The sequence below is a fragment of the Bradyrhizobium sp. SPXBL-02 genome (assembly GCF_051853065.1).
Lineage (GTDB): Bacteria > Pseudomonadota > Alphaproteobacteria > Rhizobiales > Xanthobacteraceae > Bradyrhizobium.
In genome coordinates this window covers 6,269,007-6,289,203 of record NZ_CP182474.1, presented here as the reverse complement: position 1 = coordinate 6,289,203, position 20,197 = coordinate 6,269,007, and the positions used below count along the sequence as shown (strand labels likewise).

Here is a 20,197-nt window from a genome sequence, read left to right as displayed (position 1 = left end):
GTTCCCGTCGATTCGATAACCAGCGAGATCGTAAACGTCGGACGCGAGCTGCCGCAATTCTCCTCTCACGCCGCCCGGTAATCCGGCGCCGTCGCCAGGAACTTGGCGTAAGCATCCGCATCCGGCGGCTGGAAGCGCCCCGCGAGCCCGCCGCGCTTCTGCTGCTTCGTGCCGATGTCAGCCATCAACTCGTCGAAATGGCGGTAGTGATAGGGCGCAACGCAGAGGCCGCCATAGACGCCCGCGGCCGGGCGCTCGACACGCTTGAAGTGCAGCATCATCTCGATGTTGTCGCGCATCGCCTGCGCGGTCGGCTGGTTGGCGAGCTGGCCGTCGGCATAACGCACCAGCCAGTTGGCCGCGAGGTCGGCGCACAGCACGGTGCAGAACGAGGAGTTGAAGCCGACGAAGCCGAGCTCGGGCAGATCAGGATTGGCGATCAGGCGATAGAGCCGGTACTGCCCGTCGGCATCGACCAGCTTCGCTTGATAGGCCTCGGGCAGGAACGGCACGCCGAGCTTGTAGCCAATCGCGAGCACCGCGACGTCGGCGCCCACGCGTTCGCCGCCGCTCATCACGATGCTGTCGCCCTCATAATGGTCGAACGTGCCGAACACGGCCTTGATGCGGCCGTCGGCGACCATCGGATAGAAGCCCGGCGTTGCGATCGGAACCGAGCAGTTGACGCCGTCCTCGATCCGCTCCTTCGGCACCATGTTGCAGCGGCCGAGCTTGAGCTGCGCCTTCAGCAGGCTTTCCAGCCCGCGCCAGTTGGCCCAGACCAGCGGCGCGGCGATGCGATGCGCGAGCCGCCCCATCGCGCCGATGCCCCAGCCCGGAAACATCTCCTCCTGCGCGCGGATGTAGAGGATGCGCTTGAAGTTCACGAGACCGCCGATGAAATAGGGAATGCGCCAGACCGGCTCGCGCATCACGATCGTGACCTCGCGCGCGCCTGACTTCACCGCGTTCACGGCGATGTCGGTCGCGGACTTCGAGCCGCCGAGCACGACGACGCGGCGTCCTTTCGCCAACGTCGGATCGCCGTATTTCGACGAGTGCAGGATCTGGCCGCCCTGCGCCAGAAAGCCGTTCTCCCCAGGGCAATGCAGCTCGCGCGGCTCGTTGAATTGCCCGGTGCAGACCGCGACGAAATCGAAATCCTCGTTCGTGCCCGTGCCGTTCTTGTCCTTCAAGGCCAGTGTCCATCCCGGTCTGCCGTCGGCACGGCGCGCCATGCCGGCGACTTCGGTGTTGAGCCGCAGCATGTGGTCGAGGCCGAAGCTTTTGGCATAATTGGCGAGATAAGCGTGCACCTGCGGCCCGGTCGGCCATTCCGGATAGGCGTCCGGCATGGCGCGGTCGGTGTAGCGATAGAGCTCCTTCGGGCTCTGGGTCTGCACCTCTGGGTAGGAGCGCGCCGGCTCCCAGACGCCGCCGAGATCCGAGCTGCGCTCGACGATGGTGACGCGGTGGCCACGGGTGGAGAATGCTTTCGCGGCGGCAAGGCCGGAGACACCGGCGCCGATCACGCAGACATGTTTTGGGCTGACCATGGGATTGCTCGATGTGTTTGGCGCGCAAGCGACCGCGTTCGGCCGCAAGGCGCGGCCGGCCGGGCTGCGAGCAGATGGAAGCGGAGGAAGCGGCGACGGCTAGTCGTTGGCCTCGGGCGGCAGGAAGTCGACCTCATGCAGCGCCGAGATGCGCACGACTTCCGCGGGGTCGGTCAGATTGTGCAGCTGGTTGAACAGCGCCTCCAGCTTCTGCATCGGCGAGACCCAGAACAGCGCCCGGCACGGCTTGTCGGACTTGTTGAAATAGCCGTGCGGAATGCCGCGGGGCATTCGCACGAGGTCGCCGGCATGGGCCTTGACCCATTGACCGTCGAGCTTGAGATCGAGCGTGCCTTCCTGCACCAGGATGAACTCGTCCTGGGTCGGGTGGATGTGCACCGGCACGAACTGGCCGGGATCGCTGTTGGTTTCGAATGCGAAGGTGGAATCGGTCACGGCCTTGGGGAAATAGACCTGGCCGAGGATGTTCCAGCTCTTGCCGCCATAGCCCGTGCCGTTGGCGGTAATGCCTTTTTCGAGTGCAGTCATGGCTTGCTCCTCATGGATTCCGGCGGGGACGGAGCATCGGCCGGGGACGTGCCGCCTGTCTATCCGCTAAACGAATCCGGAGCGCCTATTGCCGTGCAGCACGATGATTTTGCGAGTTGCGCCCCTTTTCGCGCCCGCGGAACTATTATAGGCTTAAAGTAATTCCGGGCGCGAAGCATGGTCGACGATGTCCGCAGCCGAGCTGGAAATGAGCGCAACAGCCTCTGCAGCCGAACGGCTTGCGGCCTTCGCCCGCGTCACCACCGACGACGTCGACGAGGCGGCCGAGCAGATCGGGCGCATCTTCTGCCCGCATGATCTCAAGCCGACGCAGGCGCGGGCGGCCGGCTTCTCGGCCCGACACAATTGCGCGGCCTTCGACGGCTTTTCCATCAACTACGTCGCCTATGGCGGATCGGTCAGCATCGATCCCGGCTGCCTCGAGCGCTTCTTCCTGGTGCAGGTCCCGCTCGCGGGCGGCGCCCGCATTCGTGCCGGTCATCGCGAGCTCGATGCGGCGCCGGGCCGGACGGCATCGCTGCTGTCGCCGACCATTCCGACCCGGATGATGTGGAGCGATTGCGCACAGGCGATCCTGCTGCTCGACCGCCGCATGGTCGAGCAGCGCGCCGCGGCCTTGTCGGGCAGGGCGGCCCGGGCGGTCGAGTTCGATCCGGTGATCGAGCTCGATGCGCCGTCCGGGCGGGCCCTGCAGGCCCGGCTCGCCGAACTGATGACGCTCGCCGAGCGTCTCGGTCCATCGGGCCGGCTGTCGCCGGTCGCAATGGCCGATCGGCGCGAAGCGCTGCTCGATCATCTCCTCAACGGGCAGCGGCATAGCCACTCGGATGCGATTGAAACCTTCTCGGGCCAGGCCGAGCGCCTGCCGCGCGCGCTCCGCGCCGCACGCGACCATCTGGCCGACAATGCCGGCGAGCCGCTCGATCTCGCGCAGCTCGCCTGCGCCTCCGGCATCGGCATCCGCGCGCTGCAGCTCGGCTTCCGCCGTCACTTCGGCCTGTCGATCTCGCAGATGTTGCTCGACATGCGCCTCGCCGGCCTTAACGCGCGCCTCGCGCAGGCCGCGCCCGATGCCTCCATCACCGAGATCGCGTTCGATCTCGGCTTCACCCATCTCGGCCGCATGGCCGGCGCCTACCGCGAAAAGTTCGGCGAGACGCCATCGGCGACGCTGCGCCGAAGGATGAGCTAGCGCGGACGCTACTTCCGCGACCGCGTCGTGCCACTATCTTCCGCGGCCTGCCTGCGCAGAAACGCCTCGACGTCGGCCTGCACCGAGTAGGGCGTCGGGATCGCGTCGCCGGCGGAATCGACTGCGGTGTCGAGGCTGCGCCGCAGCAGGCGTGCCAGCTCGGCCTTGCGGTAGGGCTTTCGCAGCAGCGGCGCACCCATCGTGGCGCGTCCCTGTGTATGCAGGGAATCGTAGGCGTAGCCGGAGGTAAAGAGGACCCGCAAGGACGGTCGTGCGGCCACCATCTGCTCGGCGAGCTCGCGTCCGTTCATGCTGCCGGCCATCACGATGTCGGTGAAGAGCAGGTCGAACGGGGTGCCTTCGGCCGCGATGGCGAGGGCCTCGGTCGCATCGGCGGCGGGGATGACCTTGTAGCCGAGCCCTTCGAGCTGGACCGTGACGTAGTGTCGGACCTCGCGGTCGTCCTCGACACAGAGGATGGTTTCGGTCCCGCCGACGATCTTGCGATCGTCGTAGCCGGTCGGGCGCAGCGTGCTCGCCTCCGCCTTCGGCAGGTAGATCGTGAAGATGGTGCCGCGTCCTTCTTCCGAGGCGACCTTGATGCCGCCGCCGGACTGCTTGACGAAGCCGAACACCATGCTGAGCCCGAGCCCCGTGCCTTTGCCGACCTCCTTGGTCGAGAAGAACGGATCGAAGATGCGTTCGAGAATGGCCTGCGGAATGCCGGTACCGGTGTCGGCAATCTCGATCTCGACATAGTCGCCGGCATAGCCGGCACCGACCGCCAGGGCCTCGCGCACGCCGAACACGACGTTGCGCGTCGTCAGCGTCAGCCTGCCGCCGTCCAGCATGGCATCGCGGGCATTGATGGCGAGGTTGAGCAGCGCCGAGCTCAATTGCCCGCGGTCGGCGTAGGCCAGCCAGACGTTGCCGCCCAGCTTCGTCACGATCTCGATCTTCTTGTCGAAGGTTGCGAGCAGCAGCTTGGCGAGCTCCTCGATGAGCTCGTTGACGTCGATCTCGGCCGGCTGCAGCGCCTGCTTGCGGGCAAAGGAGAGCAAGCTCGACGTCAGCGCGGCGCCGCGATCGGCGGCCTCACTGATCAGCTTGGTGATGGTCGCGAGCGGCGGGTTGTCCTTGACGGCGTCGGCGAGGATCTCGATCGTGCCTGTTATCACCGTGAGCATGTTGTTGAATTCATGCGCGATGCCGCCGGTGAGCTGTCCGACCGCGTCCATCTTCTGGGATTGGATCAGCTGCTCCTCGGCAGCGCGCGTCTGGGTGATGTCCCTGACGAAGGTGTTGATGATGGAGCGCTCTTCGATCCGCAACACCGTGCTGGACGCCTCGACCAGGATATTCTCGCCGTTCCTGTGCACCAGGGTGACTTCGAAGCGCATGCCGGCCGGCGCGGCGGACAATTCCGGAACGAGACGCGCCATGCGTTGCCTGAAGCCGGCGCGCAGCGGCTCGGCGACGAGAAGATCGACGACGTCGGCGCCCCGCGCCTCCTGCCGCGTCCATCCGGTCAGCGCCTCCGCCTGAAAGCTCCACTCCAGCACGGTGCCGCTCTCGTCGATCTGAATGTAGGCATCGAGCGCGGTCTTGATGACGGCTTGCATCATGTGCGTGTTGGTCTGCGCCTGCCCGGCCAGCAGCTCAGCGGTGCGTATTTCCCGCGACGTCTCGATCGCACGCGCGCAGAGAAGGACGAGCAGCACCGCCACGGCGGCGCTGACCAAGAGCGCGAGGAGCTGGGCCGTGCCGAATTCGGCACTGCCGGTCGCCAGAGAGGAGGCGAGGAAGGCTGCAGCAGTCATGATGGCCTGTGCGGCCAACGCGAGGGTCAGAAGCCTCCTGAGTTTCATGGTCTCACACCAAAGACGCCGGCCGCCCCCGCCGCTTCGCGAGCTGCGGGCATCATGTGAGCTACAGACTAGGCGCGGCAGCGTCGAGGGGCAATTTCCGGTGGTGCGGGACGGGGCCGCTTCAACCCGCCGGCGAGTCGGTCTGGCGCAGCGTCGTCACCCAGATCACGCGCGCCACCTGCTGGGTCGGGTTGTCGAACATGTGCGGCACGATGCTCGGAAAACGAAAGCTGTCGCCGGCTTCCAGCACATGGGCCTGACTGTCGAGCCACAGCCGCAGGCTGCCCGAGAGGATGTAGCCCGCCTTCTCGCCGGTGTGCTGCAGGAAGTCGGTGCCGGAGGAGGCGCCGGGGTTGAGCGTGAGCTCGTAGAGCTCGAGCTGGCCTTTGCCTTCCGGGGTCAGCGCTTCCTTGACGACGCCGCTGGCGGTGAGCCGCAGCAGCCTCCGGTTGCTCTTGCGCACGATGTAGCGCTGCCCGTCGGCGGGATCGCTGCTCTCGAAGAAATAGGAGATGGGGACATCGAGCGCGATGCCGAGCAGGCGCAGGGTGCGGATCGAGGGCATCGCGCGTGCGCGTTCGAGCTGGCTGATCATGCCGGTGGACAGGCCGGTCTTGTTGGCGACGTCCTGGATCGAAAGGCCGGCGCGCTGCCGCAGCAGCCGCACGGTTTCACCCAGGCGCTGATCGACCGCATCGTCAGCTTCGATCGTGGAAGCGTCCTTGGTGCCGTTGGTATCGCCGCGACCATCCATGTCGCTCTCCCATGCATCATCTCAGCCTCGGGCATCGCGCCTCGTGGCTTCAGTCGGATTGAAAAGCGAACGCATTCTAGCAATGCGATTGACAGCTGTATTTAGTCGTGATGAACTTTTGGAAGAAAAATTTAGAAGCACTAAAGCCCACTCCTGTCCCTTTGCCGGGGTCTCGGGGGCGCGGGAGACGGTGCCGCGTGCGGAAACGGAGAGTGGGTCATGGCAGACGACACCGGCAAGTTCGGCGTTGGGGCAGGGCATCTCGGCATTCCGAATCGTCGTCAATTCTTCCAGCTCGGCGTAGGCGCGGCGGCGGGATGGACGCTTTCGAGCAGTGCGTTGGCCCAGACTGAACGCCCGACCGCTCCGCCGGACAAGCCGCGCGGGCAGGTGATCGCGGCGCTGTCGCAGGAGCCGACCGTCTTCCATCCGCTGATGCCGGGCATCGAGGTCGATCTGGGCATCTGGTGGCAGGTGTTCTCGCCGCTCTGGTACATCGATCCCGACGGCAAGTTCGTCCCCGACCTAGCCCGCGAAGTCCCGACCCTCGAGAATGGCGGCCTGTCGGCCGATGGGTTGACCTGGAAGATCAAGCTCCGCAGCGACGTGAAGTGGCACGACGGCACGCCGTTCACGGCGGAGGATGTCAAATTCTCCATCGAGCTGATCAACAATCCCGGCTTCCGCGCGCGCAGCCGGGTCGGCCATAGCCTCGTCAAGGACATCACCGTCGTGGCGCCCGACGAGATCCATTGGCGGATGGAAGCGCCCTATTCGCCCTATATGTCGATCCTGGCGTCGTTCACCTTCATCGTGCCCAAGCACATCCTGGAGAAGGTATCCGATCCGAACGCCTCACCGTTCCACAATGCGCCTGTCGGGACCGGCCCGTTTCGCTGGGGCGAGCGCGTGCCCGGCGACCATATCCAGTTGAACGCCCACACCGGTTATCATGGCAAGGGGCCGTACCTCGAACGCGTGGTCTTCAAATACATCCCTGATCTCACCGTGCTCTACACCCAGTTCCGCACCGGTCAGGTCGACTACACGGGCCTGCAAGGCATCTTGCCGAACTTCGTGCAGGAGGCAAAGACGCTGAAGGGCCGCAAGATCTTCGTTTCGTCGACGTCCTCGGTAGAGCATATCGCGCCGAACCTGGATTTTGGCCCTTTCACCGATCGTGCCGTGCGCGAGGCGCTCTATCTCGGCATCAACAAGCAGGCGATCATCGACGCGCTCTATTACGGCCTGCCGACGCAGACCGAGAGCTTCGTGCCGCAGCAGGCCTGGTCGTTCCAGCAGGGGCTGCCGCAGCACAAATACGATCCTGCCAAGGCCAACGCGCTGCTCGACGCCGCGGGCTGGGTTCGCGGCGCCAGCGGCATTCGCGAGAAGGGCGGCGTCAAGCTCGAGTTCGCCAACTCGACGACGGCGGGCAGTGCCGTGCGCGAACAGTGCCAGCAGCTCCTGATCCAGGACTGGCGGGCCATTGGCGCGGCGATGCGCGTCAACAACATGCCGGCGGCCGTGATCTGGGGCGACTTCTGGCAGCAATCGAAGTTCAATTCGGTGATCGTCGGCGTGAACTTCATGCTGGGCAGCGACCCCGACGTGACGCCGCGCTTCGGCTCCGGCGCCATTCCCGCCAAGGGCGGCCGCGGCTACAACACGTATCAATATCAGAGCGCGGAGGCCGACCGACTGCTGTCTCAAGGCGCCCAGCAATTCGACCTTGCGCAGCGCAAGGCGACCTATGGCGAGCTGCAAAAGCTGATCCGCAACGACCTCGCCATCCTGCCGCTGTTCCAGGGCTTCATCGCCGAGGGCATCAAGGAGGGGCTGCAAGGCTTCCGTCCCAACATCAACATGTCGATCAACAGCTGGAACATGCGCGAATGGTATTGGGCGTGATGCGTCCAATGCGCTGGATCGCCTGAGATGGCCCGTTACGTCGTCAACCGCCTCGCCCAGGCGATCATGCTGCTCGTGATCGTCTCGGGAATCGGCTTGCCATCCTGCATCTGGCGCCCGGCGGCCCGCTGTCGCAGTTTGCCGTCTCCGGGCAGATGACGCAGGAGGATCTCGACCGCGTCACCAGGCAGCTCGGTCTCGATCGGCCGCTGCCGATCCAGTATCTCGACTGGTTCGGCCGCATGGTGCGGGGCGATTGGGGCAAATCCTATCGCGACGGCGAGCCGGTGCTGTCGGTGATCTCCTCGCATCTCGGCGCCACGCTGGAGCTGATGGCGACGGCGACCATCATCGCGGTGCTGCTCGGCTGCTGGATCGGCATCCTTGGCGCGCTGCGCCGCTACTCGTTGTTCGATACGCTCGCCACCGTCGGCGCCATGATCGCGCTGTCGATCCCGACGTTCTGGTTCGGTCTCGTCACCATCTACGTCTTCTCGGTCAAGCTCGGCTGGCTGCCGGCGGGCAATCGGCACACCATTGGCGACGGCTCCTTCCTCGACCTGCTGCATCATCTGATCGCGCCGGCCGTGGTGCTGGCGCTGGTCGAGACCGCGATGTGGGGCCGCTTCATGCGCTCCTCGATGCTCGAGGTGATCAACCAGGACTACATCCGCACCGCGCGCGCCAAGGGCATGCCGGAATGGCGCATCCTCACGGTGCACGCGCTGCGCAATGCGCTGTTGCCGATGATCACGGTCGCCGGCCTGCAGTTTCCGACCCTGCTCGGCGGCGCGCTGGTGGCGGAGACCGTGTTCACCTGGCCGGGCATGGGCCGGCTGTTCCTCGATTCCATCGGCTACCGCGATTATCCCGTGGTCATGGGTATCCTGATGTTCTCGGCGACGATGGTGCTGATCGGCTCGCTGCTCGCCGACATCCTCTATGCCGTCGTCGATCCGCGCATCCGGGTGGGCTGAAGCGATGGCGACCGCAACCCTCTCCACCGTTCAGCTCGCGCCCGGCCAGGCCGCGTGGCGGCGCTTCCGCCGGCATCGGCTGGCGCTCGCGGGCGCATTGATCATTCTGGTGCTCGTGCTCGGCTCGGCCTTCGGTCCCTATCTGCTGCCGTTTGACGACACCTATATCGACATCATGAAGCGGTTCGCGCCGCCGCTCTCCGGCGCGCATATCCTCGGCACCGACGAGCTCGGCCGCGACGTGCTGGCGCGGCTGTTGATGGGCGGGAGGGTCTCGCTGTCGATCGGCATCGTCGCGATGGTGATCGCGATGGCGGTCGGCATCGTCGTCGGCGCCTTTGCCGGCTTCTATGGCGGCGCCGTCGGCGCGGTGCTGATGCGGCTCGTCGACGCCGTGTTGTGCTTTCCGACCATCTTCCTGCTGCTGGCGCTCGCAGCGCTCACCGAGCCCGGCCTCGTCACGACCACCGTGCTGATCGCGGCGACGGCCTGGATGGCGGTCGCGCGCGTCGTCGAGGCCCAGGTGCGCTCGTTGCGCGAGCGGGAATTCGCGGTGGCCGCGCTCGCCTTCGGCTCCTCGAACCTGCGCATCATGTTCCGCGAGCTCGTGCCCAACGCGATCGCGCCGATCGTCGTTGCCGCGACGCTCAACGTCGCCAAGGCGATCCTGCTCGAATCCTATGTCAGCTATCTCGGCTACGGCATCCAGCCGCCGGCGGCGAGCTGGGGCAACATGCTCAACAATGCGCAGATCTATCTGACCAGCGCGCCCTGGCTCGCGATCGCGCCTGGCGTCGCCATCACGCTCGCGGTGACCAGCTTCAACTTTCTCGGTGACGGCCTGCGCGACGCGCTCGATCCGCGAATGAACATCCCCTGACGCGCAAGACTGTCTGACGCGCAAGACCTCGAACTGAACTCCAGGAGTGCCCCATGTCCCCGCCGCTCAACCGCATCAACAGCGACGAACGCCTGCCGGCGCAGGTGGATGTCGTCGTCATCGGCGGCGGCGTGATCGGCGTATCCGCGGCCTATCATCTGGCGAAGAAGGGCCACTCCGTCGCGCTGGTCGAGAAGGGCCATGTCGGCGGCGAGCAGTCGAGCCGCAATTGGGGCTGGTGCCGCCAGCAGGGCCGCGCCCGCGAGGAGATCCCGCTCGCGCGCGAGGCGCTGCGGCTATGGGAGGACATGCAGAACGATGCCGGCGTCGATGCCGGCTTCCGCCGCACCGGCGTCTTGTTCCTCACCAAGAGCAAGGACGAACTCGCCGGCTGGGAGCGCTGGGCCGCGGTCGCGCGCGAGCAGCAGGTCCACTCCACCGTCCTGACGCCGGCGGAGGTCGCCGAGCGCATGCCTGGTAATGCCGACACATGGGTCGGCGGCCTGCACACGCCGAGCGATGGCCGCGCCGAGCCGTCGATGGCCGTCCCTGCGCTCGCCACCGCCGCGCGCAAGCACGGCGTCACCATCCATCAGGGCTGCGCCGCGCGCGGGCTGGAGACGACAGGCGGGCGTGTCAGCGCCGTCGTCACCGAGAAGGGTACCATCCGCACGCAGTCGGTGCTGCTGGCGGGCGGCGCGTGGTCGTCGCTGTTCTGCCGCCGCCACGGCATCGAGCTGCCGATCGGCCTCGTCAACGCCACCGCGTGCCGGACCACGCCGGGACCGGAGATCACCTCCGGCGCGCTCGGCACCGATTTCTACTGCATCCGCCGCCGCCTCGACGGCGGCTTCACGCTGGCGTTGCGCAACCGCGGCACGGTCGAGCTGTCGCCGGACCTGTTCCGTTACGCGCGCACGTTCTGGCCGACCTATCAGCACCGCAAGAACGGATTGAAGCTCTCGTTCGGCAAGACGTTCTTCGACCAGCTCATGCGCGGCACCAGCTGGAGCTTCGACAAGCCGTCGCCGTTCGAGGCCGAGCGCGTGCGCGATCCCGCGCCCGACATGTCGCTGGTCAATGCGGCGCTGGCGGCGCTGATCAAGTCGAACCCCGGGCTGAAGGACATCGAGATCGCAGAAGCCTGGGGCGGCACCATCGACTGCACGCCCGACACCATTCCGGTGATCTCGCCGGTCGACGCGCTGCCGGGCTTCTTCCTCGCCACCGGCTTCTCGGGCCATGGCTTCGGCATCGGTCCCGCGGCCGGCAAGCTCGCCGCCGACATCGTGACCGGCTCGACGCCGCTGGTCGATCCCGCCGCTTACAGCCACAAGCGCATGATCGACGGCCGTCGGCTCGCGCCGGTCAGCCCGTTCTGAGGCGGGCATGACGGTTCTCTACAAGGCCAACATGGTGCGCGGCGCCGAGTGGGCGCGCTTCTTCGCGGAACGCGCGCCCGACATCCCGTTCCGGCTCTGGCCCGACATCGGCGATCCCGCCAATGTGCGCTATCTCGTGGCCTGGGTGCCGCCGGACGCCATCGCGACGACGTTCCCGAATCTGGAGCTGGTCTTCTCGGTCGGCGCCGGCGTCGATCAGTTCGACATCACCAAGTTGCCGCCGCATGTTCCGCTGGTCCGCATGATGGAGCCCGGCATCACCGATCGCATGGTCGAATATGCCTGCATGTCGGTGCTGGCGCTGCATCGCGATCTCGTGCAGTTCATCGCCCAGCAGCGCGATCAAGTCTGGCGCGAACTGCCGGCGACGTACACGAGCGAGCGGCGTATCGGCGTGATGGGGCTCGGCCAACTCGGCCAGGCGGTGCTGGAACGGCTCAAGACGTTCGGCTTTCCGCTCTCGGGGTGGAATCGTTCGCCGCGCGAGATCGAAGGCGTCACCTGTTACGCGGGCGCCGACTCGTTACCGGATTTCCTGGGGCAGAGCGACATTCTGGTCTGCCTGCTGCCGTTGACCTCGGAGACGCGCGGCATCCTCAACGCCAAGCTGTTCGTGCGCCTGCCGCGCGGTGCCCGGCTGCTCAATGTCGGGCGGGGCGGGCATCTGGTCGAGGCCGACCTCATCGCTGCGCTGGACAGCGGTGCGCTGTCGGCTGCCGTGCTCGACGTCGCCGAGCCCGAGCCGCTGCCTGCGGGCCATCCGTTCTGGAGCCATCCGCGCATTCTCCTGACCCCGCACATCGCCAGCACGACAAAGCCGGAAACGGCGGTCGGCTATGTGCTTGATACCATCGCGCGACACCGCCGCGGCGAGGCCTTGCCGGGGCTGGTCGATCGCAAGCGGGGGTACTGAGGTCATGATGGGAACACCGGTGCAGCCACGAGCGAAGTTCACTTCTCCCGCTTGCGGGAGAGGTCGGCGCGCAGCGCCGGGAGAGGGCTCTCTCCTCTTGGGGGTTCTCGCTTGCGGAGACACCCTCTCCCCAACCCTCGCCCGCAAGCGGGGGAGGGAGCGCACCTTCTTCGCGGCAGGCCTTGAGGTCTACCTATGACCAGCGCCGCGACCAAACCCATCGTTGCCCAAGCCCCCGTGCTGTCGGTCGCCGGCCTCACCACCTCCTTCATGCTCGAGCGGCAATGGCTTCCCGTCGTCCGCAATGTCTCGTTCGACATCGCGCCCCGGGAAACCGTGGCGATCGTCGGCGAGTCCGGTTCGGGCAAGAGCGTGACCGCGCTGTCGATCATGCGGCTCATTCCGAAGGAGATCGGCCGCGTCGAGGGGCGGGTCATGCTGTCGGGGCGCGATCTGCTCGCGCTGCCCGAGGCGGGCATGAAGGACATCCGCGGCAATGACGTCGCCATGATCTTCCAGGAGCCGATGACGAGCCTCAATCCGGTGCTCACCATCGGCTTCCAGATCGCCGAAGCGCTGATCCAGCATCGCGGCCTGTCGCGCGCGGCGGCGGAGGCGGAGACCATCCGCCTGCTCGATCGCGTCCGCATCCCGGCGGCGGCATCGCGCTTCCACGAGCATCCGCATCGCTTCTCCGGCGGCATGCGCCAGCGCGTGATGATCGCGATGGCGCTGGCCTGCAAGCCGAAGCTCCTGATTGCGGACGAGCCGACCACCGCGCTCGACGTCACCATCCAGGCCCAGATCCTCGAGCTCTTGAAGGAGCTTCAGCAGGAGGAGGGGATGTCGATCCTCTTCATCACCCACGACATGGGCGTAGTCGCCGAGATCGCGGACCGCACCGTGGTGATGTATGGCGGGCAGGCGGTGGAGACGGATGCCACCGCGCGCATTTTCGCCGCGCCTGCGCATCCCTACACGCGCGCGCTGCTCGCGGCCGTGCCGCGCCTCGGCTCGATGGATGGGCGGCCGCGGCCGATGCGGTTTCCGATCGTCGACAAGGTGACGGGCACATCGGACGAGCCGTCCGAGACGCCTGACACGGTCTCACCCGCCGCGCGGCCTTTGCTCGAAGTCTCAAATCTCACCACGCGCTTTCCGATCCGCTCGGGCCTGTTAGGCAAGGTCTCGGGCCGCGTCCATGCGGTCGAGAACGTCTCCTTCACCTTGCGTGCCGGCGAGACATTGGCCCTGGTCGGTGAATCCGGCTGCGGCAAGTCGACCACCGGCCGCTCCATCCTGAAGCTGACGGAGCCGGACAGCGGGACGGTCCTGATCGACGGCCAGGATGTGCTGGCCATGAACGGCCGAGCCTTGCGCGATGTGCGCAAGCACATGCAGATCGTGTTTCAGGACCCGTTCGCGAGCCTCAATCCGCGCATGTCGGTGGGAACGGCGATCGCTGCGCCCTTGCTTGCCAACGGACTCGCGACGGCGTCGCAGGCGCGCGACAAGGTTGCCGACCTGCTCGTCCGCGTCGGCCTCTCAGCCGACATGGCCGCGCGCTTCCCGCACGAATTCTCCGGCGGCCAACGCCAGCGCATCTGCATCGCGCGCGCGCTCGCGCTCGGGCCGAAGCTGATCGTCGCCGACGAAGCGGTCTCGGCGCTCGATGTCTCGGTGAAGGCGCAGGTCGTCAACCTGATGCTCGACCTGCAGGCCAGCATGGGCCTCGCCTATCTCTTCATTTCCCACGACATCGCCGTGGTCGAGCGCATGAGCCACCGCGTCGCCGTGATGTATCTCGGCGAGATCGTCGAGATCGGCCCGCGCGCATCGGTGTTCGGCAACCCCCAGCATCCCTACACCAGGAAGCTGATGGCCGCCGTGCCGGTGCCCGACCCGTCACGCCGCGGCACGCGACGCCAGGCCTCCAACGACGAGATCAGAAGCCCGGTCCGCGCGCCGGATTATCAGCCGCCGGTTCGGCAATATCGCGAAGTGACGCCCGGCCACGTGGTGCAGGTGTGGGGCGAGGAATGGTCGGCCTGAGGCTGCGAGCTTCACGAAACCAAGCGCGGATCTTTGATTTCGGCCAGACGTGATCAGCTTGCTGACCAACCGCGCGTTGCAGATCCAGCGTGTTCGCCTTCCGTTATCGCACAATGCAGACGCGTCCTCCGGAAATTGTGACCGAATAGAGCGACAGGGAGGAGCCGTGTGTGAACCGCTTCATACGCGATCGCTCTTTTTCGGAATTACCACTCATCCAACGAAATTGCCGCACCCGGATCATTTCAAACACGGGTGAGACGCAATGCCTGCGCAGCCACATGCTCGCAGCTTTGGATTGGCTCCGTCTCGTTCACGAGCAAAGCCGGTCCCATCACTCAGCAAAGATCCTTCAGTAATTTGGAATGAAAGGGCATCGCGCAACTCATGCAGCTTCTGTTCGGGGTCGGCCGGTAGGCTGCTACTTACTCAGAAGGAGCTCCTATGAAGATAAGCAGCGCAATTTCCAGCGCCTTCTCTGCAACAAGGCGCGTCGGCAATCTTCGGATCGCCCGTTCCAGTCTGATTAAATCGGCCCATCTTCTTGAAAGAATCGGGCTGGCCGCCGTTGGGGCCTCTGGCGGCCTCTATGTTGGAGCGACCCTGTTACGTCAGAAAGCCGGACTGTTTGAAAGCGGCTGGATCGTCCTGATAACGATGCTCTACGGAGCGCTTGGCTATTACGTGGGGATTGATTTGTCCGGCAATGGTGCACAGAAGCCGACATCGAGTATCTCGGAAGAATGGAACGGTTCCGAGCCGGTCGAGATCATGAGTGCGGCGGGAACGTTTGGCGCGGCAATCGCTGCAACTCTCTCCGTCAGCATCCTTGTCCTTGATCAAAATCTGCCTAACGGCCTGATCGGCTTTGTTGCCGGCTGCTGGGTGGTTGGTTCTTCGCTTCAGGTTGCGGCGGGCACGATGGCTCGCAGTTATGAAGCGCCTATCAGCGAGCAGTGAAGGAAGCTGCGGTCGCGGAGAACGTCCGCTTGGCACAAGCCGCAGTGCTGGTTCGGCTCTGGTTCGAAACGACCGCGACGATTCTTCGCAACCTCTGCCGTCCAATGCTGCGTGCCGACGATGTTTGGTAGCAAGCCTGTTCGCATCGAGCAGCGTCACCGCTTGAACGCAATATCGGTATTGAGAAACCTAGGTTATCGCGCAACAAACAAAACGTGCCATCATGGTGGTGTTGGTATATTGTCCCCGCGCGCCGTGGTCCAAAATTCTGCTAACCGCCAACCACACGATCGGTGGAGCCAATGCAGATTGCGGAGTGGCTCGATAAGCTGGGGCTTGCGCAATACGCGCAGCGCTTCGCCCAAAATGGGATCGACATAGGCGTCCTTCCCGAACTGATGGACGAGGACTTCGAGAAGCTCGGAGTCCTGCTCGGCCATCGCCGCAAAATGCTCCGTGCTATCGCTGACCTCGATCCGGCCGCGTTGATCGCATCTCCCGCTCGTCCCCAGGACGCCGAGCGGCGTCACCTCACCGTCATGTTCTGCGATCTGGTCGGCTCGACTGCGCTCTCGGCGCGTCTCGATCCCGAGGACATGTGGGAGGTGATCCGCGCCTATCGCGCTGCCTGCGCGAGCGTGGTTGGTGCTTATGATGGCAGGATCGCCAGATTCGTCGGTGACGGAATACTGGTCTATTTCGGCTATCCGCGCGCCCACGAAGACGATGCCGAGCGCGCGGTGCGCGCCGGCCTCGACATGATCGCCGCGATACGCCAGCTCAAGACGGGGACTGACGAACGAGCCGAACTGCGGATCGCAATTGCGACCGGACTTGTGGTGGTCGGCGACCTCATCAGCGGAGATGCGTCGGAGGAGCACGCAACCATCGGCGACACGCCAAACCTCGCCGCCCGGCTCCAGAGCCTGGCGGAGCCGGGGGTCGTCGTCGTTGCTTCATCGACGCGCCGGCTGCTTGGCGATCTCTTCTCCCTGCGCAATCTCGGCCGCCGGGAGGTCAAGGGAATGGCAGACCCCATCGCAGTCTGGGCGGTGGAAGGAGCAACCGCATCCGAGAGTCGCTTCGAGGCAGTCCGTGCCGCGCGCTCGATCGGCTTTGTCGGTCGCAAGAACGAGATCGAATTCATCCTCTCGCGCCAGCGGGAGGCATGGCTGGGCCGGGGCCAGATCGTGTTGATTTCCGGCGAAGCGGGCATTGGCAAGTCGCGTATTGTGGCAACGCTGTCGGAAAGCCCCTCGTTGGGAACGCACCGTCGCGTGCGATATCAGTGTTCGCCTTACCACACCAACAGTGCGCTTCATCCCTTTGTTGCGCAGCTCGAGCGCGCCGCCGGAATTCGCTCGCACGACACGCCGGATCAAAAGCTCGACAAGCTCGAGGCAATGCTGGCGATAGGAACCCAGCAGGTCGCCCGGGCAACACCGCTGATTGCGGCGCTGCTTTCGATTCCGACCGGCGACCATTGCCCGCCCCTCGGCTTGAGCCCGGCGCAGCAGCGGCGCCAGACATTTGCCGCCCTTCTGGATCAGCTTGAGGGACTGGCGCGAGACCAGCCGCTGCTGATCATCTGCGAGGATATGCATTGGGCCGATGCGACGACACTTGAGCTGTTCGATCTCGCGGTCGATCGGATCAGAGGACTGCCGATCCTCGTGCTCCTGACGTCCCGGCCGGAGTTCGAGCCCTCCTGGTCGGGCCTTGCCAACGTCAGTCTGTTGCGGCTCGACCGGCTCGATCGGCAGGACACGCGCGCGCTCGTCGAGCAGATTGTCGTCGGTCGCCAGCTGCCACGCGAGATGATGGAGCAGATCATCGACAAGACCGATGGCATTCCGTTATTCGTCGAGGAATTGACCAAGATGGTGCTGGAGTCCGGGCTGCTCGTCGAGGATGCCGGGCGCTACCGCCTGAACTGTCCGCTGCCGCCGCTTGCTATCCCTGCGACGCTGCAGGATTCGCTGATGGCGCGGCTCGACCGGCTCGCTCCGGTCAAGGAGGTGGCTCAGATAGGCGCCGCCATTGGCCGCGACTTCTCGTACGCGCTGTTGAAAACCGTGGCGGGACGCGACGATCTGACGCTGGGCGCGGCGCTGGGACAACTCGAAGAGGCCGAACTGCTGCTGCGTCGTGGGACGCCGCCCGAAGCAAATTACAGTTTCAAGCACGCTCTTGTTCAGGAAGCGGCCTACGAGAGTCTGCTTAGGAGCAAACGGCAGGTGCTTCACACACGGATTGGCGATGTCCTGCGCGAGAAGTTTCCAGTTGTCGCCGAGACCGAGCCGGAAGTCCTGGCGCACCACTTCACCGAGGCGGGGCTGAGCGAGATCGCACTCGAGTGGTGGCGCAAGGCGGGCCAGCAGGCGTTGAAACGCTCGGCCTATTCCGAGGCGATCGCGCATCTCGGCAAGGCCATCGCGATCGCCGATCAATTGCCTGACGAACCCCGCCGGATGATGAGCAGGCTGCATCTTCAAATCGCATATGGCCGTGCCTTGCGGGGCAGCCTCGGCCACAGCGCTCCGGAAACGGTCGCGGCATGGACGCGCGCGCGACAATTCGCGGCTGGTATCGATGATCCCGTTGAACTTGCGCCGGTCCATTCCGGCCTCTTCAATGCCTGCCTGACGCATGGCGAACTTGCTCCGATGCGGGAGCTGGCAGATGCCATCAGAAACGCCGCTGAGCGACGGCCGGACTCGCCGGTGGCCGCCGTCGTGGCCCATTGGACCGGCGGCGTGACGTGCTGGTTCGCCGGCGAGTATTCGAATGCGCGTACGCATCTTGAGCGGGCGCTGGCGATCTATCGGGCCGAACCGGATCCCGCGACTTTCAGGGCTTCGGCGCTGGATCTTCCGTTCGTCATCATGCGATTTCTCGCCCTGGTGCTCTGGCCGCTCGGCGACATCGCTCGTGCGCGCAGGCTCGCCGCGGAAGCGGTGGGTACTCCGGGAGAAAAACGGGCGCTGTCCCAGGCCAATGCGCTGGTTCATCGCGCCGTGTTCGACGGAGTATGCGGGGGCATGTTGCAGCAGACAGAGACGATCCTGGCGCTCGGTCTCGCGCGCGACCATACGATGCCGTTGTACGTGGCCGCCGGCACCTACCTGAATGGCCTCGCCAAGTGGCGTGCCGGCGATCGAATGGCCGGACTGGCGGACATGCGTCACGGCTGGACCTTCCTGCACGAGAACGATTGCTACCTCTGCGAACCGTTCTGGGGGATGCATGTCGCCCTGGCGATTGCAGATGTCGGCGAAGTCGAGACCGGGCTGGAAATCCTGGACGAATTGATCGCCGGGACGGGACAATCCGGCCAGCATTGGCTTGACGCCGAGCTGCACCGTGTCCGCGGTAAACTCTTGTCACGCGAAAACCCTTCGGACGAATCCAGTGCCGAAGACGCCCTCAAGCGAGCGCTGGACATCGCACGACATCAGCAGACCAGGACTTTCGAGCTGCGCAGCGCCCTTGAACTTGCACGCCTGTACAAGACAAATGGCCGAGCGGGTGCGCTATCCGAAGTGCTCGCGCCCGTGCTCGCTCAATTCGAGGCGGAGCATGGTCTTCCCGAATTCGCGGAAGCGAAAGCGCTGCTTAGGAATGGTCGTTAGCCGCGCCGTCATTCGATCGGTACAAGCGCCGCGCCGACTTGAAGCCAGAATAGGTCGGCTTCTTGTTATCGATCCCGAGCCGTAGTTCTCCGGTTTTGACACGTCTTAACCTGTTGTGGTGAAAGCTAGATATGCTTCTCTTGGTTGCGGGGAGGAGTCTGCTGCTGCGGCGGCCACGCGGCGATTGGCTTGCCTTCGCAGGGGCAGGCGGAGCGACCAAAGCCCATTTGGAGATCCAGTCGTGGTTCGCTTGCATGTCGAACGTTTCATTCGCAGCCGGATCGCTCGGCGGTCCCTGGCACTCGGGATCATCGCTCTCAGCGGATGGGCCCTGCTGCCGTATGTGACTTACCGAATCGCCCCCTCCGCCTATGTCAATGCCGAGCTCATGCGGGTGACTGCACCGATGGCGGGTCAGCTCTCGTCAGATCTTCCACGCAAGGGTGAATATTTCGAGCACAACCGGATGGTGCCGCTGGTCGAGGCGCGTTCGCCGGATCGCCGCCACCTCATGGACCTTGATCAGCAGCTGGCCATGTCCACCAAACGCGCCGAGCTCGCACGCCGGCAACTCGAGGAAATCGCCGAGCTCGATCGCAAGCTCCGCGAGCGAAGCGAGGACTATCGTTCGGGGATGTTAGCGCGCCTGAGCCACGAGATAAGTGAAACGGAAGTTGAAAAAGGCGGCTGTCTCGCTGAGGCGCGGCAGCGCAACGATGTCGCGGGCCGGATGGAGAGGCTCGTGAAGCTCGGCATCAGTTCGCAGATCCGCTCCGGTGAGGCCCAGGCCTCACAGGAGGCAACCGCAACGCGGTGCCAGATGGCCGGTGAACGCCTGCAGCGCCTCAAGACGGAATTGGGGGCGGCCGAGAAGGGCATTTATCTTCGTGGCGATGCCAACGACGTGCCCTATTCCCAGCAGCAGCGCGAGCGGCTTGTCCTCCGCCGCCAGGAGCTCGAGACCGACCTGTTGCAAAACAGCTCACGTGCCGCGCAGTTGGCCGCGGAAATTGCAGAGGAACGCACTCGACTTGATCGTCTCGATCACTACGATCTGTCCTTGCCCGCAGCCCATGTGGTCTGGTCGGTCGCGGCCAGCCCGGGCTCGATGGTCACGGAAGGGCAGTCGGTCTTCGATTTCGCAGATTGCAAACGCCGGTTTATCGTCGTTGAACTACCCGAGCGCGATTTCGAGAAGATCAAGGCCGGAGATGCGGCTACCGTCCGCCTGATTGGGAGTCGCGAATGGAAGAGCGGCCAGATCCGGCAGGTCCGCGGATCGGCCGCGTACGGCGATGATCGGCTGCTTGCGGCTCGGGTGCCGCGGCCTGATCCGGGCAACATTACAATTGAGATATCGCTTCCGCCCAATGAGACGTCGGCCGACCGCAACGGCTCCTGCGATATCGGACGGTTGGCTGAGGTGCGCTTCGAGCGCAGAACCGACGGCCTGCTGCGATTGGTCGGCTCGAAGTTGAAATGGCTGACCGCTCGCCTGGAGCTCGACCAATCGCCCCTGTGAGCGAGAT

The 20,197-nt window shown here is 65.1% G+C and carries 13 protein-coding genes and 1 pseudogene; 10 read left to right on the top strand and 4 right to left on the bottom strand.

Features of this window, described 5'->3' with window-relative positions; translation table 11 throughout:
* Positions 1–65 precede the first annotated feature (65 nt).
* Both ACNJYD_RS29405 and ACNJYD_RS29400 read right to left on the bottom strand, forming a co-directional pair.
* Positions 66–1,556: a flavin-containing monooxygenase gene (locus ACNJYD_RS29405; protein WP_439364085.1), complete on the bottom strand. Its 1,491-nt coding sequence runs from the start codon at positions 1,554–1,556 to the stop codon at positions 66–68.
* Positions 1,557–1,655: 99 nt separating this feature from the next.
* Positions 1,656–2,105, bottom strand: a complete 450-nt coding sequence (locus tag ACNJYD_RS29400) for a cupin domain-containing protein (RefSeq protein ID WP_024339447.1) — start codon at positions 2,103–2,105, stop codon at positions 1,656–1,658.
* Positions 2,106–2,292: 187 nt separating this feature from the next.
* Here ACNJYD_RS29400 and ACNJYD_RS29395 point away from each other — a divergent pair, with 187 nt between their 5' ends.
* Positions 2,293–3,318: an AraC family transcriptional regulator gene (locus tag ACNJYD_RS29395; protein ID WP_439364084.1), complete on the top strand. Its 1,026-nt coding sequence runs from the start codon at positions 2,293–2,295 to the stop codon at positions 3,316–3,318.
* An 8-nt stretch (positions 3,319–3,326) separates the two neighbouring features.
* On the opposite strand, the gene ACNJYD_RS29390 is transcribed toward ACNJYD_RS29395, so the two are convergent.
* Both ACNJYD_RS29390 and ACNJYD_RS29385 read right to left on the bottom strand, forming a co-directional pair.
* Positions 3,327–5,186 carry an ATP-binding protein gene (locus ACNJYD_RS29390; protein WP_439364083.1) on the bottom strand — a complete coding sequence of 620 codons (1,860 nt, stop codon included), beginning with the start codon at positions 5,184–5,186 and terminating at the stop codon, positions 3,327–3,329.
* Between the two features lie 121 nt (positions 5,187–5,307).
* Positions 5,308–5,940 carry a cupin domain-containing protein gene (locus tag ACNJYD_RS29385; RefSeq protein WP_172786844.1) on the bottom strand — a complete coding sequence of 211 codons (633 nt, stop codon included), beginning with the start codon at positions 5,938–5,940 and terminating at the stop codon, positions 5,308–5,310.
* A 219-nt stretch (positions 5,941–6,159) separates the two neighbouring features.
* Here ACNJYD_RS29385 and ACNJYD_RS29380 point away from each other — a divergent pair, with 219 nt between their 5' ends.
* From ACNJYD_RS29380 to ACNJYD_RS29340, 9 genes and pseudogenes are all read left to right on the top strand, one after another.
* Positions 6,160–7,851: a peptide ABC transporter substrate-binding protein gene (locus tag ACNJYD_RS29380; RefSeq protein ID WP_439364082.1), complete on the top strand. Its 1,692-nt coding sequence runs from the start codon at positions 6,160–6,162 to the stop codon at positions 7,849–7,851.
* Positions 7,852–7,878: 27 nt separating this feature from the next.
* Positions 7,879–8,828 (top strand): annotated as a pseudogene (locus ACNJYD_RS29375) (ABC transporter permease).
* 4 nt (positions 8,829–8,832) lie between these two features.
* Positions 8,833–9,708 carry an ABC transporter permease gene (locus ACNJYD_RS29370; protein WP_212254534.1) on the top strand — a complete coding sequence of 292 codons (876 nt, stop codon included), beginning with the start codon at positions 8,833–8,835 and terminating at the stop codon, positions 9,706–9,708.
* A 53-nt stretch (positions 9,709–9,761) separates the two neighbouring features.
* Positions 9,762–11,090, top strand: a complete 1,329-nt coding sequence (locus ACNJYD_RS29365; protein WP_439364081.1) for an NAD(P)/FAD-dependent oxidoreductase — start codon at positions 9,762–9,764, stop codon at positions 11,088–11,090.
* 7 nt (positions 11,091–11,097) lie between these two features.
* Complete coding sequence (locus ACNJYD_RS29360) at positions 11,098–12,024, top strand: 2-hydroxyacid dehydrogenase (RefSeq protein ID WP_439364080.1); 927 nt, start codon at positions 11,098–11,100, stop codon at positions 12,022–12,024.
* A 195-nt stretch (positions 12,025–12,219) separates the two neighbouring features.
* Positions 12,220–14,076: an ABC transporter ATP-binding protein gene (locus tag ACNJYD_RS29355; RefSeq protein ID WP_439364079.1), complete on the top strand. Its 1,857-nt coding sequence runs from the start codon at positions 12,220–12,222 to the stop codon at positions 14,074–14,076.
* Between the two features lie 444 nt (positions 14,077–14,520).
* Positions 14,521–15,036 (top strand): hypothetical protein, encoded by a 516-nt coding sequence (locus tag ACNJYD_RS29350; protein ID WP_172786837.1) that lies wholly within the window; start codon positions 14,521–14,523, stop codon positions 15,034–15,036.
* Between the two features lie 302 nt (positions 15,037–15,338).
* Positions 15,339–18,668, top strand: a complete 3,330-nt coding sequence (locus ACNJYD_RS29345; RefSeq protein ID WP_439364078.1) for an adenylate/guanylate cyclase domain-containing protein — start codon at positions 15,339–15,341, stop codon at positions 18,666–18,668.
* 241 nt (positions 18,669–18,909) lie between these two features.
* Positions 18,910–20,190, top strand: a complete 1,281-nt coding sequence (locus ACNJYD_RS29340) for an HlyD family efflux transporter periplasmic adaptor subunit (protein ID WP_257187566.1) — start codon at positions 18,910–18,912, stop codon at positions 20,188–20,190.
* Positions 20,191–20,197: the final 7 nt, after the last annotated feature.

Coding starts and splice junctions, on each gene's coding strand:
- ACNJYD_RS29405 (WP_439364085.1), bottom strand. CDS start 1,556: ATGGTCAGCCCAAAACATGTCTGCGTGATCGGCGCCGGTGTCTCCGGC.
- ACNJYD_RS29400 (WP_024339447.1), bottom strand. CDS start 2,105: ATGACTGCACTCGAAAAAGGCATTACCGCCAACGGCACGGGCTATGGC.
- ACNJYD_RS29395 (WP_439364084.1), top strand. CDS start 2,293: ATGTCCGCAGCCGAGCTGGAAATGAGCGCAACAGCCTCTGCAGCCGAA.
- ACNJYD_RS29390 (WP_439364083.1), bottom strand. CDS start 5,186: ATGAAACTCAGGAGGCTTCTGACCCTCGCGTTGGCCGCACAGGCCATC.
- ACNJYD_RS29385 (WP_172786844.1), bottom strand. CDS start 5,940: ATGGATGGTCGCGGCGATACCAACGGCACCAAGGACGCTTCCACGATC.
- ACNJYD_RS29380 (WP_439364082.1), top strand. CDS start 6,160: ATGGCAGACGACACCGGCAAGTTCGGCGTTGGGGCAGGGCATCTCGGC.
- ACNJYD_RS29370 (WP_212254534.1), top strand. CDS start 8,833: ATGGCGACCGCAACCCTCTCCACCGTTCAGCTCGCGCCCGGCCAGGCC.
- ACNJYD_RS29365 (WP_439364081.1), top strand. CDS start 9,762: ATGTCCCCGCCGCTCAACCGCATCAACAGCGACGAACGCCTGCCGGCG.
- ACNJYD_RS29360 (WP_439364080.1), top strand. CDS start 11,098: ATGACGGTTCTCTACAAGGCCAACATGGTGCGCGGCGCCGAGTGGGCG.
- ACNJYD_RS29355 (WP_439364079.1), top strand. CDS start 12,220: ATGACCAGCGCCGCGACCAAACCCATCGTTGCCCAAGCCCCCGTGCTG.
- ACNJYD_RS29350 (WP_172786837.1), top strand. CDS start 14,521: ATGAAGATAAGCAGCGCAATTTCCAGCGCCTTCTCTGCAACAAGGCGC.
- ACNJYD_RS29345 (WP_439364078.1), top strand. CDS start 15,339: ATGCAGATTGCGGAGTGGCTCGATAAGCTGGGGCTTGCGCAATACGCG.